This window comes from Mycolicibacterium komossense, from assembly GCF_025822605.1.
GTDB lineage: Bacteria > Actinomycetota > Actinomycetes > Mycobacteriales > Mycobacteriaceae > Mycobacterium > Mycobacterium komossense.
Window position 1 is genome coordinate 1 of sequence record NZ_JACKTY010000042.1, and the last position, 14117, is coordinate 14117.

12 protein-coding genes, 1 tRNA gene and 3 pseudogenes are annotated in these 14117 nt (G+C 63.2%); 10 read left to right on the forward strand and 6 right to left on the reverse strand.

Annotated elements, in window-relative coordinates; translation table 11 throughout:
- Positions 1–152 precede the first annotated feature (152 nt).
- The 6 genes and pseudogenes from H7J73_RS26105 to H7J73_RS26130 form a co-directional block, all read left to right on the forward strand.
- Positions 153–248, forward strand: a pseudogene (locus H7J73_RS26105) (transposase); the annotation flags it as partial.
- Between the two features lie 154 nt (positions 249–402).
- Positions 403–570: pseudogene (locus H7J73_RS26110) on the forward strand (integrase core domain-containing protein); the annotation flags it as partial.
- 600 nt (positions 571–1170) lie between these two features.
- On the forward strand, positions 1171–1956 hold the full coding sequence (locus tag H7J73_RS26115) for a hypothetical protein (RefSeq protein WP_264070678.1): 786 nt from the start codon (positions 1171–1173) through the stop codon (positions 1954–1956).
- A complete protein-coding gene (locus H7J73_RS26120; RefSeq protein ID WP_264070680.1) occupies positions 1953–2909 on the forward strand; it encodes an AAA family ATPase in 957 nt (318 codons plus the stop codon). Before H7J73_RS26115 ends, H7J73_RS26120 begins: the two co-directional genes overlap by 4 nt.
- A gap of 97 nt (positions 2910–3006) precedes the next feature.
- Positions 3007–4175: pseudogene (locus tag H7J73_RS26125) on the forward strand (DUF58 domain-containing protein).
- A gap of 50 nt (positions 4176–4225) precedes the next feature.
- Positions 4226–4624, forward strand: a complete 399-nt coding sequence (locus H7J73_RS26130) for a hypothetical protein (protein ID WP_264070681.1) — start codon at positions 4226–4228, stop codon at positions 4622–4624.
- A 104-nt stretch (positions 4625–4728) separates the two neighbouring features.
- Here H7J73_RS26130 and H7J73_RS26135 read toward each other — a convergent pair whose 3' ends face one another.
- From H7J73_RS26135 to H7J73_RS26150, 4 genes are all read right to left on the reverse strand, one after another.
- A complete protein-coding gene (locus H7J73_RS26135; protein ID WP_264070682.1) occupies positions 4729–4914 on the reverse strand; it encodes a hypothetical protein in 186 nt (61 codons plus the stop codon).
- Complete coding sequence (gene mobF, locus H7J73_RS26140) at positions 4911–7721, reverse strand: MobF family relaxase (RefSeq protein ID WP_264070683.1); 2811 nt, start codon at positions 7719–7721, stop codon at positions 4911–4913. Before mobF ends, H7J73_RS26135 begins: the two co-directional genes overlap by 4 nt.
- Positions 7722–7958: 237 nt before the next feature.
- Positions 7959–8246 (reverse strand): HigA family addiction module antitoxin, encoded by a 288-nt coding sequence (locus H7J73_RS26145; protein WP_264070684.1) that lies wholly within the window; start codon positions 8244–8246, stop codon positions 7959–7961.
- A gap of 13 nt (positions 8247–8259) precedes the next feature.
- Positions 8260–8541 (reverse strand): type II toxin-antitoxin system RelE/ParE family toxin, encoded by a 282-nt coding sequence (locus H7J73_RS26150; RefSeq protein WP_264070685.1) that lies wholly within the window; start codon positions 8539–8541, stop codon positions 8260–8262.
- A 127-nt stretch (positions 8542–8668) separates the two neighbouring features.
- On the opposite strand from H7J73_RS26150, the gene H7J73_RS26155 reads away from it, so the two are divergent.
- The 3 genes from H7J73_RS26155 to H7J73_RS26165 all read left to right on the forward strand — a co-directional run bounded on the left by H7J73_RS26155 (position 8669) and on the right by H7J73_RS26165 (position 11419).
- Positions 8669–8908 (forward strand): helix-turn-helix domain-containing protein, encoded by a 240-nt coding sequence (locus H7J73_RS26155; protein WP_264070686.1) that lies wholly within the window; start codon positions 8669–8671, stop codon positions 8906–8908.
- Between the two features lie 8 nt (positions 8909–8916).
- The gene (locus H7J73_RS26160) at positions 8917–10107 is read left to right on the forward strand and encodes a tyrosine-type recombinase/integrase (RefSeq protein WP_264070687.1); all 1191 of its coding nucleotides are present in this window, start codon (positions 8917–8919) and stop codon (positions 10105–10107) included.
- A gap of 211 nt (positions 10108–10318) precedes the next feature.
- The gene (locus H7J73_RS26165) at positions 10319–11419 is read left to right on the forward strand and encodes a S1 family peptidase (RefSeq protein WP_264070709.1); all 1101 of its coding nucleotides are present in this window, start codon (positions 10319–10321) and stop codon (positions 11417–11419) included.
- A gap of 172 nt (positions 11420–11591) precedes the next feature.
- On the opposite strand, the gene H7J73_RS26170 is transcribed toward H7J73_RS26165, so the two are convergent.
- Positions 11592–11665, reverse strand: a tRNA-Pro gene (locus H7J73_RS26170).
- A gap of 163 nt (positions 11666–11828) precedes the next feature.
- Between H7J73_RS26170 and H7J73_RS26175 the strand changes: the two genes are divergently transcribed.
- A complete protein-coding gene (locus H7J73_RS26175; protein WP_264070688.1) occupies positions 11829–13322 on the forward strand; it encodes a cryptochrome/photolyase family protein in 1494 nt (497 codons plus the stop codon).
- On the opposite strand, the gene H7J73_RS26180 is transcribed toward H7J73_RS26175, so the two are convergent.
- Positions 13319–14086 (reverse strand): sulfite exporter TauE/SafE family protein, encoded by a 768-nt coding sequence (locus H7J73_RS26180; RefSeq protein ID WP_276031796.1) that lies wholly within the window; start codon positions 14084–14086, stop codon positions 13319–13321. The two genes, H7J73_RS26175 and H7J73_RS26180, sit on opposite strands and share 4 nt — an antisense overlap.
- Between the last annotated feature and the right edge of the window lie 31 nt (positions 14087–14117).

A 14117-nucleotide genomic window follows, 5' to 3' on the forward strand; every position in this document is an offset into this window, starting at 1 on the left:
GGGCGACTCACCCCGATAGAGTTCGAACTGCTCCACACACCAGTCGCAACCGCGGCCTGAAATTCACACCCCGCGAGTCAACTGAACTCGGGGCAGTCCCGACCCCCCAATCGGCCCTTCCGGCAAGCCGTCCACCCGTGGTCAACGCACCCAACAACCCCCAGGAACGCCTCAACAAGGAGATCCGCCGCCGCACCGACGTGGTCGGTATCTTCCCCAACCGCGCCGCTCTGATCCGCCTCGGCGGCGGGCGGATTCAACTGGTCGTCGCAACACCCCGTGATTGCGGAGGTGTTTGGTGGTTCGTCGACAGCAGGCAGCGGATCGGGCGGTCCGCCGGAAGGTGAGATCGCCGGGGCATCCGAAGTTTCCGCGCCATGTCGCGGCAGTCCGTTCCTCAGCGGCCCGCTGCGCACCGTCGATGACGTCGAATACGCCACGATGGAATGGGTCGACTGGTTCAACAACCGGCGCCTGCACAGCCTGCTCGACTACATCCCACCCGAGGAATACGAGACCGCCTACTCCGCTCAACTCCGGACGTCCCAGCCGGCGATGTCTCAAACATGAAGCCAGCATCAAACCCGGGACGTTCATTCGGCCTATCAGCCAAAGCTGGAAGTTCACGAGTCAGGTGCGTTGAGAGGTGCTTATGGCCCAGATCGCATCTACCGGTACCCGAGTTCCACTGGGGGACAATGCTGCTAGAAGAAGTGCCCGCCTCAGTCGTTGCAGGTGCCGGATGCAAAGGTGCTCCTGAGGCCGGACGATGCAGATCTTTGTTGTGACGGTTGTGTCAACCTTTGAATCTGATAATCCCGCAGTTCGGGCGGGGGTCTTACCCGCGCCGGCGTCATGGTGATTCGCCCCGGTCGAAATGGCTAACGAGGAAAAGTCGTGATTTGGCGACTAGGCCCGAAAGGACGGGCACTGGCGGTCGCCTCAATATGCCGGCGGTGATATCACGGCAGTCCCAACTACCCGGCGGTGAGACAGAACTGACCATGACGATCAAACGTTTCAACATCGTTGACCGCGATCACACCCCCATCTAAGTTGGATGCCAGACAGTCCTTGCCGGAGGCCAGGGGGTGAAAGTCATTTTGCCGCAGGAAACTCGCTGTACCGCGCCCGGACTCGACTCACTGCGAGGGCTGCGCCGGTTGTCGAATGAGTGATCACCACAACGTGGATTCGCGGGTGCGCACTGCTGTCATCTTGGCACTGGTCGCTGCTTCAGGGATCTCGATTCACGGATACCTCCCGGATGCGAGAGGCGACCGATTGGCGGGTATGGTCGCAGTGCCAGTTCTGCTCACCACGGCAGTCCTTATCCTGTGCCTCGCATTTTTTGTGTCCGTTCGCCGGTACACGGCGTACTTCGGCGAGTGGAACCGGGCCATGCTCCAGGCAGACGGCAGCGGCGAAGCCATCCACCTGCAGCGCACGCAGGGGCCACGGATGCGAACTCTGGTCATCACAGGTATCTGCTTAGTGCCTCTGGCTGAGTTCATAGCGCTGTGCTTGCCAAACCGCGGCGATGTGCATGCGCTTGCCGGGATCGTGGTCGGCCTGCTCATGCTCGGCATGTGCAGCCAGTTGCGTGCTGCGAAGCACCTACCGACAGAACAGCCTGAGGACGATGAGGCGAGAGAGCTTCTGCAGCGGTGGACCTTTCGGACTCAAGCGCTGATCGGGTGGGCCGACGGTTCGCGATCGGACTGGGACAAGCGGGTGCGTCCGGTCGTTGCCCGCCATTTTGAAACGGCCACAAAGGTCAATCAGCGACGTACTACTGATCCTGCGGCGTTTCAGGCAACGGGCACCATGGTGTTCGGCGCAGAACTATGGCAATGGGTTGATCCCGACAATGTGGCCCGAGGCAGCGGGTCGCTCCGCCGCGGTCCAGGCCGCAGAACGCTGGAAGACATTCTCCGATGCCTGGAGCAAGTATGAATGCTGCCACCACGACAACCGCCGAACGATGCACCGCAATTCTCGATGAATTAGGGCGGGTCGTAGTGGGTAAGCGTTCCGCACTTACCCTCATCCTCACCGCAGTGCTGGCGCAGGGGCACGTACTCATCGAGGATCTTCCCGGCCTTGGGAAGACCCTGATCGCCCGATCTTTCGCAGCAGTGTTTGGTTTGGAGTTCAAGCGCGTGCAGTTCACACCCGACCTGCTGCCGGCGGACTTACTCGGATCCACCATCTACGACATGAAGTCTGGACGTTTCGAGTTTCGGCCGGGCCCCATTTTCACTCATCTGCTGCTGGCGGACGAGATCAACCGCACACCACCGAAAACGCAGGCGGCTCTGTTGGAAGCCATGGCCGAGAGCCAGGTCAGCATCGATGGCCGAACTCATAGGCTCGCGGACCCCTTCATCGTGCTGGCGACCGACAACCCGATTGAGTACGAAGGCACGTATCCGCTGCCCGAGGCACAGCTCGACCGCTTCGCAATTTGTCTCGAACTCAAGTATCTGTCCGCGGAAGACGAACTGGCTATGCTGCGGCGGCGCCTCGATCGTGGGACGGCGTCCGGCACCGTCAACGCGGTGGTGACCGCCGAAGAACTTGTGCAGATGCGCAAATCGGTTGAGCGGATCGGCGTCCATGATGAAGTGCTGAGATACGTCGTATCTCTGGCAGCGGCGACTCGCGCACATCCCCAGGTGGCAGTCGGCGCGAGTCCGCGCGGCGAACTGGATCTCGTGCAACTGGCACGTGCAAGAGCCCTGCTAAAGGGGCGCGATCACGCGATGATCGAGGACGTCCAAGCCCTCGCAGTGGCTGCGCTGGCACATCGGATCACTCTGAGGCCGGAGATGTGGGTCCGGCAGGTGCGCCCGTCCCACATTGTTGACGAACTCGTGCGAAGAACATCCACGCAAAGCAGCCGGTGAAGTGACATCCGAGAGCGGCGATGTTCGGTACCACGACGTTGATTTAGCTTGGAGCGCATCCACTCTCACGGTAGTGCTCGCGACCTGCTCCGCCATCATGGTCGGGCTGGGCTTGGCGTCTCACCGCTGGGAACTCGTCGTGTTCGCCATGCCGATGCTCGGGTTGTTGTGCTCGCTTGGCCTACAGCCCCGGACCCCGAACATCCGGATAGGCGTACAAGCGGAATCGGCCGGCTTCTTCGAAAACGAAAAGATCCAGGTCACTATCTGGGCCGATACCGACTCAACGGATGCGAGCGTTCAGCTCGATGCGTCAGTGCCACCTGGAATGACCACGGAGGTCATCGACCACACTCAACACGGGATCACGATGCTGTGCGCGGCGCAGAGATGGGGCCGCTATCCCGTTACGGCCCGCGTAACGGCTTCCGCGCGAGGAGGTCTGCTATCGGGAACCGGCAGTCTCGATGCGATCGAGCTGTACATATTCCCGATCGCGCCCGCCCGGTCCACGGCCATACCCCGTACTGAGTTGCCGGACCGGCTCGGCGCGCACGTAGGGCGGCGAGTGGGCTCCGGCGTCGAATACGCCGATATCCGGGCCTATATGCCCGGTGACCCCATGCGCGCGGTGAATTGGGCAGTCAGTGCGCGGCGCCAGGCCCTGCACATCACCCAGCGTTTGACCGAGCAGTCCGCGGACGTCGTGGTCGTCATCGATACCTACCCCCAGCCGCCGGGACCCGCGACCGACGGGACTGAACGCACGGTGCGCGGATCTATGCAGGTCGTGCAAACGGCTCTGAGGCGAGGTGATCGCGCCGGAATCATCGCCCTCGGAGATCGCCACACCCGCTGGCTGGCAGCCGATATCGGCCAGCGCCAGTTTTATCGAGTGCTCGATGCAGTACTCGGCGCCGGGATCGGAGTCCAACATCGGTCAGTTCTCTGGCACCCCGCCCGGCAGTACCACCGGGGGCGATCATCGTCGCCTTCTCGACGCTGCTCAATGCCCACTTTGCAGCTGCGCTCGTAGACCTCCATAAACACGGTCACGCGGTAGTGGTCGTCGATGTGCTGAGAGGATCGCCCACAGCCGAGGGTACCGACCCACTTTCCGATCGCATATGGTTGCTGGAACGCTCCTTCTTGTACCGGGACCTTCGGACGGTGGGTATCGAGGTCGTCCCGTGGCAAGAAGGCAGAACGCTCGACGAAGCGATGCAGCTCATACCTAACCGCCGTTCAGCCCGGATGCCCACTTGACGCCCGCGTCGTTGCGCTCCCGAGCGCTATCCGTCACTTTCGGCGTCGCCATGATCGCCACATCCCTCCTACATCCCCGCGTATACGGCCTCACTCTGACGGCGCTGGCCCTCGTCTGTGTCTTCGTCGGCACGCGATACACCGCGGCCGCGGTCGCCGCCGTCGCACTCACGGCAGCTGGCATCGTGCTAGACCTTCCATCGCCGATGTGCACCGTTCTCTCTGGGCTCGCGGCCACTGGCTACCTTGTCGCCCTACTTGCCCCCGCCAGCTCACTACACGCCCGCGCGGTAGCGCTGCTGTTCGCCGTGAGCTTCGGCGTGGTCGGCGTTTTCGTTTCTATGCCCGAACTGGACGTCACATGGCTACCGTTACTAGCTCCCCTAGGCATGCTGGCAGCGTTCGCCGCAACCGTCGCCCCATATCTCAGCACGAAGAACAAGGACTGAATTGGCCACTACTGCAACGTAGTTCGGAAGCAGACGGCGATGACCCAAGGGAGTGATCGCCGACGGCAGGTTGACGACACGGTGCTGTTGCTGCCCCGCCGGGGTTACGTCGGCTGCCCCCACGATGACTGGAGAGCGGATAGCTGCGGGGCCGACAATCCGGACACGCTCATCGCTTCCAACTGGATGTCATCGACAACCGGCTGCCGATTCTCGGCGGCCAAGTCGATCGCTGCGGCCAACTGCATGACAGTTGGATGCTCGAAGACCATGTAGGGCGAGATCGTCAAACCCGTTCGATTCCATAGTCTGAGCTGAGCTCTCGGCTCCTGCTAGCGCTGCGTTCGCGGACGCGGTCTGCATCGATCGACCTCGCCGCTTGATCTGTTAGCCACGCACGGTAGCCCGCGACGCGACGGCCCACCGCCTCGGCGTGCTGCGCTCGGATCGAGCGGAGGCCGGCAGGTACCGCCGCCTGTGAGGCCTGGGCTGTGTACGTGTGGGCCGTGACGTTCGGCTGATCGTTGGCAAGGATGGCTCGCAGCAGGTCAGCGGCTTGCAGCGCAGTGCCACATTCGGAAACCTGCGTGACCTCGGGCTCATGGCGACCGTGTTCTTGTCCCTCGGGCATGTGCCGAAAGATGTGAGCGGAGTTGGCTTGTCGCCCGCGCGTCATCGCCACATACAGCAAGGCCCGGCTGGAGGTCTCGCCCAGGACGGCGTGGGTGGTGTCGGCGGTGACACCCTGCGCGGAGTGCACGGTGAGCGCGTAGCCGTAGGTGATATGTGTGCGGGTGTAGTCCGTGGGGAAGATCGTGTAGGCGTTGTCGTCGAGGCGGCGCGCGAGAACCTGTTGGTGGCCGGTGTGCACCTTTTCCACTTGCCAGCGTTGCCCGTTGCGGACCGGCCCGGGCTCCACCGACTGATTGTCGCGGTATCGCAGCGGGATCGACGCATCATTTTGTCTTGTCAGGATGAGATCACCCACCGCAAGTTGATGTCCCCGCGCCCCGGCCACCGTCGCCGCGCCCGCGGCCACTGACTCGTGATGCAACCGTCGATTGAGGGCATCGGCCATTTCCTTGGTGTCGCACAGAAGGAGCGCATCCTTGCCGGCGGCGATGTCCTTCTTGTACGCGGTAACCGCGTCAGCGGCCATGGTGACCTCATCCCCGCAACACAACCGGTCATGGCGGCGATACCACTCGACCGCGCGACTCACGGACTTCTGATCGCCATCCCGCAGCGCAAGGGAAGCCTCTCGTTCATCCGCGTCGTGCATCCGCCACACCTCGGAGAGTGTCTGGGTCCAGGGCAAGTCCTCGCAGAGTTGGGCGAACATCCCGCCCCGGGCTTTCACCGGCGCCAACTGATGCGGATCGCCGACCAGGATGGTTTTTGCGCCCGCCTGGGTGGTGACAGTGAGAAGGCGTCGTAGGTCGCTGGTGCCGACCATGGCGGCCTCATCGACGATCACCAGACTGAACCGATCCAACTCCAGCTCGTTCTTGTCGAGCATTTGGAGGGCCTTAGCGACGGTGTAGCCCTGATCCCCCGCCCCTTCACGCAAAGCGACATCGACGGCCTTGCCGGTCGGAGCGAGGACGATCGCTGTTCCCCGCGCGACGCCGTGCGCGGCTGCTGCCAGGGTGCGCAGGCAGGTGGTCTTGCCCGCACCTGCGGGCGCGGTCAACGGCTGTACCAACCACGGCGAGCGCGCAATCGCCGTCACGGCGGCGCGCTGATCCGCCGACAGGCCCGCGGTGTCCCGCGCGGGCAGCCACAACTGCGCGCGCTCATTGCGCGCATCCACCAGATCCATGACCGCGGCCTCCTCGGCCAAGATGGCGTCGAGGGTGAAGCGTTCATGGCCTTCGCGCTGGTGCGCCGCGCGCGGCGCGGTCAAGCGCACACTGACCGCGTCCACTGCGCGTTCGAGCATTTCCCGAGGTGAGAGCTCCGAATCCACCGGCACCTGCGCCCCCAAAACCTCGATCAAGTCGGCCCGGGTGAACACCGCTTTGTCGATCGTTTCCGCGGCCGCCAGTACCCGCGCGCGGTCAAACGCGGACCGCGCATGTGCGCGCCGCGCAGCCCGCGCGGCGAGAAACTGCGCGCGGTCAATGTCCATCCCGCGCGGATCCGCGCGCCACTGCGCCACCAACGTCGACCACGCCAACTCCTCCGGCTTGGACGGGCGGGTCGCTTTTTGCGCGGTACCCAGCTGCGCCGCCGACCAGGTGCCGTCCTCCCCTTGCTCCAGGTGCCCGGCCGCCCATTCCCGCAACTGACTGGAGCGCCGCGACCACGCGGTGATCGTCTCCCGCGACATCCCCGCCAGCTCCGCCATCCCTGTCCCCGGGTCGACCTGCTCCCACTCGAACCCCAACGAGCGCTGCAACTCCCGACGCAACGTGGCCTGATAGATCACCCCCGCCGCCTTCGCCTCATGAAACAACGACGTCCCATCCAACGACACCAACCGACCATCAGCGCGAGCCTGGCGATTCGGGACGACCACATGAGTATGCAGATGCGGATCCCCACACCGGCTCGTCTCGTGCTGATAGGCAATCCCCACAACCCCGGGCAACCGCACCAGGTCCTTCTCCCCCGTCACCGGATTGTGAACACGCGAGTAGCCGGCATGCTGAGCCAAATACTCCATCGCCTCGCTGATCGCGGTGGTGTGCGCGTCGGCGATCCCCTTCTGCACTACGTCATCGCCGCGCAGCACCCGCAGCAGCGACACACTCTTGGGTGCGGAGAACGTCAAATCAAAACCATGCACGCCCCGGGTTCCGAAGGTGCGCCCCATCGCACCGTTCGGGGCGATCCCGTCATCGAGCCAGTGCGCCACCAGCGCCGGCTCGGCTTCCCCGCCGGCACGCTGAAGATCACTGAGACCGAGCAGTTTCGCCGCCGTACGGGCATCACCGGCGCATATCCAGACCGGGGTGCGGGTGTCGTGTTCGGAGTAGTACTCGCCCAATCCTCCACCATCCGCGCGGGCATCCCGGCCGGCACGCGCAGCCGTATCAGCGGTGTCGATGTAATAGCTGATCGACCACCGCTTGAGCTTCGAGATTGTCAACATTCGCCGATCCATCCACAGACCCGGACGTTGACGCCGACTGCGCCACAACCATTCTCGCACCTTGTGCAAATGTGCCAAGAGGATTTGTGGGTGTGGTTTGAAAGTGGAGATGCAGTGAGAAGTGCTGGAGCACTGAGTGTTTAGAGCATACGAGGTGAGACGTGAAGAGACGGACTCGGCTGGGAGAGGAGGGCCGGCGGGGTGTTGATGGGATAGCGAAGGGCTTTGATAGCAGCGTCAGGCGATGCGTTCGATGGAGTCGAGTTCGGCCGCGATGTGGTCGCGCGCAATCTCGGCGTCGTAATGAGCCTGCATGTTGATGAAGAACATCTCGCTCAACCCTAGGGCGCGGGAGAGTCGCAGGGCGGTGTCGGCGCTGATTCCGCGCTTGCCGTGCACGATCTCGTTGATGCGTCGCGGCGGGACATCGATCACCTTGGCGATCCGGTACTGCGAGATGCCCATCGGTTCGAGAAACTCGGTCAAGAGGATCTCGCCAGGGTGGGTGGGGGCGAAGTCTGGCATCGGAGTGTCCTTCCTAGTGATAGTCGACCAGCTCGACATTGCCTGCCCCACTGGCGCTCCAGGTGAAGCAGATGCGCCATTGGTCGTTGACGCGGACGCTGTACTGCCCTGCCCGGTCGCCGGTCAGCTTTTCCAGCCGATTCCCAGGCGGCACCCGAAGGTCATTGATGCTCTCAGCGGCATTGATGAGGACGAGTTTGTTGTAGGCGAGCCTGCTGAGTTCGGGACTGAGTTTCTTGACGTGGCGGCGATTCCAGATCGCCTCGGCATTCTTGTTCCGAAACGATCGGATCACCAACCCATGATAACGCTCTACGTTATTAACGGCAAGCGTTATGCGTTCTCCGCCGCGAAAACAGCGGGGGAACCACTCGATGAGTGGGCTTACAGTTGTGTAATACCACTCCACACCAGGGGATCTCATGACAAATCCACAACCATCAGGACGTATCGAGAACAACCCGTATGCCGGCAGGCCCATCAACGGGAGGCTGTTGCTCACCATCAGTGAGGCCGCCAAGGCGCTCCGCATCTCCCGGTCATCGCTCTACCGCCTGTTTGTCGGCGGCGAGCTGGCCTGGGTGCAGATCGGCGGCTCGCGCCGCGTGACCTCGGCTGAAATTCACCGGTTCATTGCCGCGCATACCGAAGCCGCCTCCTAGCTCCGCTCATGACTGAGCGTCGCCAACTACCACCCCAAATCCGCCGCGTTGAACTCGCTCGACGCGCGGGAAGCAAGCCGGTGGTGCGCTACCAGCTGACCGTCGACACCGGAATCGTCGACGGCCGGCGCAAGCAGCTGCGCCGCCGCTACAACACCGAGAAGGAAGCCCGCGCTGCGCTGGCCGAGATTCAGGGGCAGGTCAATACCGGGGCCTACGTACAGCCATCGACCCTGACCGTCGAACAGGCATGTGCAGACTGGCAGCAGTCTCGACACAAGATCCGGCCGACAACCGCCGCGGGCTATGAGTATGTCCTCCAACCGATCCGGAGCGAGTTGGGCGACCTCGCCGTCCAGGATGTCACCCGCCGGCATCTGGACGACTTGATTGTCCAACTGCGTGCTGGAACTCTCATGCGTCCCAACGGGAAGCCGCGCAAGCCGTGGAGCGCGCGATCGTGCAACTACATGGTCGGAGCGTTCTCCCAGGTGCTCGGGCAGCTGGTCGCGGAGGGCCGATTGACGAGGAATGTCGCGGCCTTGGTCGACCGGGTACCAGGGAAGGCTCGGACGTTCGAGACGTTCACCGTCGAGCAGGTTCAGAAGGTCCTGCACGGCATCGCGGCCGACCGCAACCGACATGCTTGGCACCTCGCCCTCGCCGGACTGCGGCGCGGGGAGATCGCCGGATTGCGCTGGGCTGATGTCGACCTCGGCAAGCGCACAGTCCGGATCGAGAAGACGCGGGTGGACGTCGGCGGCCGGGCGCTCGATCAGGACGAGCCGAAGACGGCCTCGGCCGGCCGGCTCCTTCCACTCCCCGACGCTCTACTGGCTGAACTCGTCGCCGCAAAAGCACGCCAAACAGCCGAGCGACTGGCGTTGGGCGAGGCATATGCCGCCATGGGGTACGTCGTCTGCAATGAGGCTGGCGAGCCGTATCACCCGTCGACGATGTCGACCATGTGGCAGTCGGCCATCAAGAACCTCGACGTGCCGCAGATCCGTCTACACGACGCCCGGCATACCTGTGCCACCCTCATGCACCTGCAGGGTGTACCCATCGCACTGGTCGCCGCATGGCTCGGCCACGCCGACATCTCGTTCACCATGCGCACGTACGTGCACGCCCAGGCCGACGCTCTGGAACTCGCCGCTCGAAGTTTTGCCACGCGATCAACGACCGCTGAGCGCTGATGCCCTCAGCAACGGGTGCACGGCGCGACCCTCAACGCCTGAAGCGAAACACTGACAGCATGTCGCGACTCTCGTCCCCTCATCGATGGGCATAGCGTCGATCCCCATGGTGGATATGCAAGGGCCGGAGCCGTCGCTGTCGTCAACTGCTCGCGGGCCAACAGCAGCTGACTTGAAGCCTGGATCAGCAGGATGGCGGGTGAATGTCGCTATGTGCGCCCATCAGTTTTTCGGGCTGATTCAAGACCCCGAGATTGCGTCTGCAATTGGCAAGCCCAATCCACCGGCCGCTCCCGACGGCAGCCCAGCGAACACCACAGCGCTCGAACCTTGGTCAGTCGCCGACTTCTCCAGATATCTTTCGACCCTCGGCCTACCCGGAGCAGGCCAGGTCATCAACGTCCACCAAATCGTCAGTGCGATGGAACGCGTAGGGCTCTTACTACCGTTCGGTTGGGACTCGCGGCTTCCAATCATGGGACAGCGTTACATCGCCCAAGGCGGTGCTTCGAAGGGACAACTGGGAGGGAATCTTTGGCTCTCTTTGATATTTGGTGCAGAGCTGATAATCCCCAGCTACAACGCTGTGACGGTACAGCTGGCCGGCAATGACCGAGATGGCAATCCGGTCGACTCCTGGGGCACAGGGCTCGTCATCGATCACCAACACGTAATCACGAACAAACATGTTGTTACTGCGCTTGTAGGCGCCGGCGGTGCGCTCTCCGTTCATCCATCACGCAACCAGGGCGATGTGGAGAGTGTGGCAGGGTCTGTCGTTGCCGTTCCCCATCCGACGCTCGATGTCGCTGTCATCAAATTCGATTTGCCTGAAGGAAAGCTCATTCCCCGTGTTCCTGGTATCGGGTTTCGTGATCCTGATTGGGCCGACGAGGTCTACGTGTTCGGATATCCCCGGGTACCGATGACGGCAGATATGGCAATCACGGTGCAGAGAGGTGAAGTGGTAAACCCAGCCGCCGAAACCATCCCCGATCGGCAGAAGATATTTTTGTACTCAGCTATTGCACGGCCGGGTAACAGCGGTGGCCCTATTGTCGCCCAGGACGGACGTGTCATTGGGCTCGTCGTCGAAGACAGTGCGCCCTGCCTACGTGCGGGAGCGTCGGGAGACGACCCGCCGCCCCTCTCATCCGAACAGCAGCTGGGCCATCTTGCGGACGAGGTAGCAGAACTGAAGGCCAAAGCGTTCGCTCCGTCGTTCTATCGGGGCATTCCATCAAGCGAGATCGTGCGCGCATTGGACGATCTCAGGTTCGGAGGGATCATCGATATGGATACACCCCTCTGAGCGGCGCGTGGCTTTGCTGTGCGGTCGGCTCCCGCCGAAGTCTGATCTCTTCGCACATGCGTGCGGTGACAACTTTCCGCCGCCTGTGACAATCTGTGACAATTTCCGGTTCGTCGAACGTTCGTGCGATCCACCGAGAACAAGAAAGACCAGCTCAAGGCTGGTCTTTTTGTCGGGCTGACAGGATTTGAACCTGCGACCACTTGACCCCCAGTCAAGTGCGCTACCAAGCTGCGCCACAGCCCGCGTGCCGGTAAACAACACCGGCAGCAGGTCGAAAGCCTACAACAGCAGGGCCCTCAGATCCCAACCGCCTAACTGCGCGTCGGGCCGTCATCACTTGATGACGCCCCAAAAAGACAAGCGCCGACTGCGCGTCGGCGAGACAAGATGCGGGTAACACCCCGGGGTGACTACCGAAGCGACCGATGACACTCCCCTGTGGCTGTTCGCCGACCAACTCGGTCCGGCCGTCCACGGCGGCGAGCACGCCCACCGCGAGGTTCTCCTGATCGAAGCGACGTCAGCGCTGCGCCGCCGCCGCTACCACCGCCAGAAACTTCACCTTGTCCTGTCGGCCCTGCGGCACGCCGACGCAGACCTCGGCGACCGCGCCACCCTGATGGCCGCGGACACCTACACCGACGCCCTCGAACGCTACGGCCGCCCAGTCCTGGTCCACGAACCGACGTCCCACGCTGCCGAAGAATTCGTGCAGAAGCTGCGTAAGACAGGCCTCGTCGCCGACATTCTGCCGACACCGACCTTCGCGCTGTCCAAGTCCGATTTCGCCGCCTGGGCCGGGCAGCGCACCAAGTTCCGGATGGAGGACTTCTACCGCGACCAACGTCGCCGCTTCGACGTGCTGATGGACGGCTCCGAACCGGTCGGCGGCAGATGGAACTATGACTCCGAGAACCGCGAATCGCCACCGAAGAAGCAGAAGACTCTTGGTACGCCAAAGCCGTACCAACCGTGCGAGGACGATATCGACGCGAGGGTCCGCGCGGACCTTGATCGGATGGGCATCGACACCGTCGGCAACGACGGACCGCGCCTGTTCGCCGTCACTCACACCGAAGCCCAGCGCGCGCTCACCCGCTTTCTGGAGCACCGCCTCGCCGACTTCGGCAGATACGAGGACGCGATCATGGGCGCCGACTGGTCGATGGCCCACTCACTGCTGTCGGTTCCGTTGAATCTTGGTGTGCTGCATCCCCTGGAGGCCGTACACGCCGCGGAAAAGACCTACCGAGAGGGCCGCGCCCCGCTGCCTGCCGTCGAGGGGTTCATCCGCCAGATCCTCGGTTGGCGCGAATACATGTGGCATCTGTACTGGCACTTCGGTTGCGACTACGAACACAACAACTCATTGAATGCACACAGGCAGTTGCCCGATTGGTGGGCGGATCTCGACGCCGATGCGGTGGACGCAGAATGCCTACGGTCAGCCCTGCAGGGAGTGCGCGATCGCGGCTGGACCCACCACATCCAGCGGTTGATGGTGCTCGGAAACTTCGCATTGCACCGTGGCTATGACCCCGCAGAGCTGACGGAATGGTTCGCCGCCGTCTACGTCGACGGCTTCCGGTGGGTGATGCCCACCAACGTGATCGGGATGAGCCAGCACGCCGACGGCGGCAAGCTCGCCACCAAACCCTACGCATCCGGCGGCGCATACATCAACAAGATGAGTGATCACTGCGGCGACTGCGCATACGACCCGAAGAAGCGGCTCGGGGATGACGCCTGCCCCTTCGCTGCCGGGTACTGGACGTTCGTGCATCGCAACGAAGATCTACTGGCGAAGAACAACCGGACGCAACGGGCGGTGTCATCGATGCACCGCCTCAAGGATCTCGATGCCGTCCTGGAACAGGAAGCGGCCCGCGACCAGTTCTAGATCGTCACCAGCCGGTACAACCCGATCAGTCCCACTACCACGATGATCGCCCGCAGCGCACCCGGCGAGAGCCGGCGACCGTACCGGGCACCGAGCCAGCCCCCGATCAGCGAGCCGATGGCGATCAGACCCGCTGCGGCCCAGCTGATCCGGTCGAACGCCACCAGCGTGTAGGCGGCGGCGGCCACCACGTTGACCACCAGCGACAGCAGATTCTTGGCCGCGTTCATCCGCTGCATGGATTCGGGCAGCATCGCGCCCATCATCCCGATCAGCAGGATCCCCTGCGCCGCGGTGAAATAACCGCCATAAATGCCGACCGCGAACGTGCCGAACACCAACGCGGCCATCCGTCCGGGCGTCACATGCTCAGCCGAGCGACCCGCGTCGTCGGCGCGCTTGCGTGCCCAGGTCTGGATACGGGGGCCGATCAACACCAGAATCAGCGCCAGGATCAACAACACCGGCACGATCTGCGTGAACACCTTCTCGGGCAGGTGCAGCAGCAGCCACGCCCCGACACCCGCACCGACCAGCGACGCCGGAATCTGCCAGCGCAGCCGATTCCACTGACCGCGCAGCTCCGCCCGATAGCCCCAGGTGCCGGAAACGCCACCGGCCACCAGACCGACCGCGTTGGACATCGTGGAGACCACCGGCGGATAGCCGAGCGCGACCAGCGTCGGGAAGGTGATCAGAGTTCCAGAGCCGACGACCGCATTGATGGCGCCGGCGCCCACACCGGCCAGCGCGATCAGGATCATGTGCGCAACAGACACCCGGGGCACCCTACCC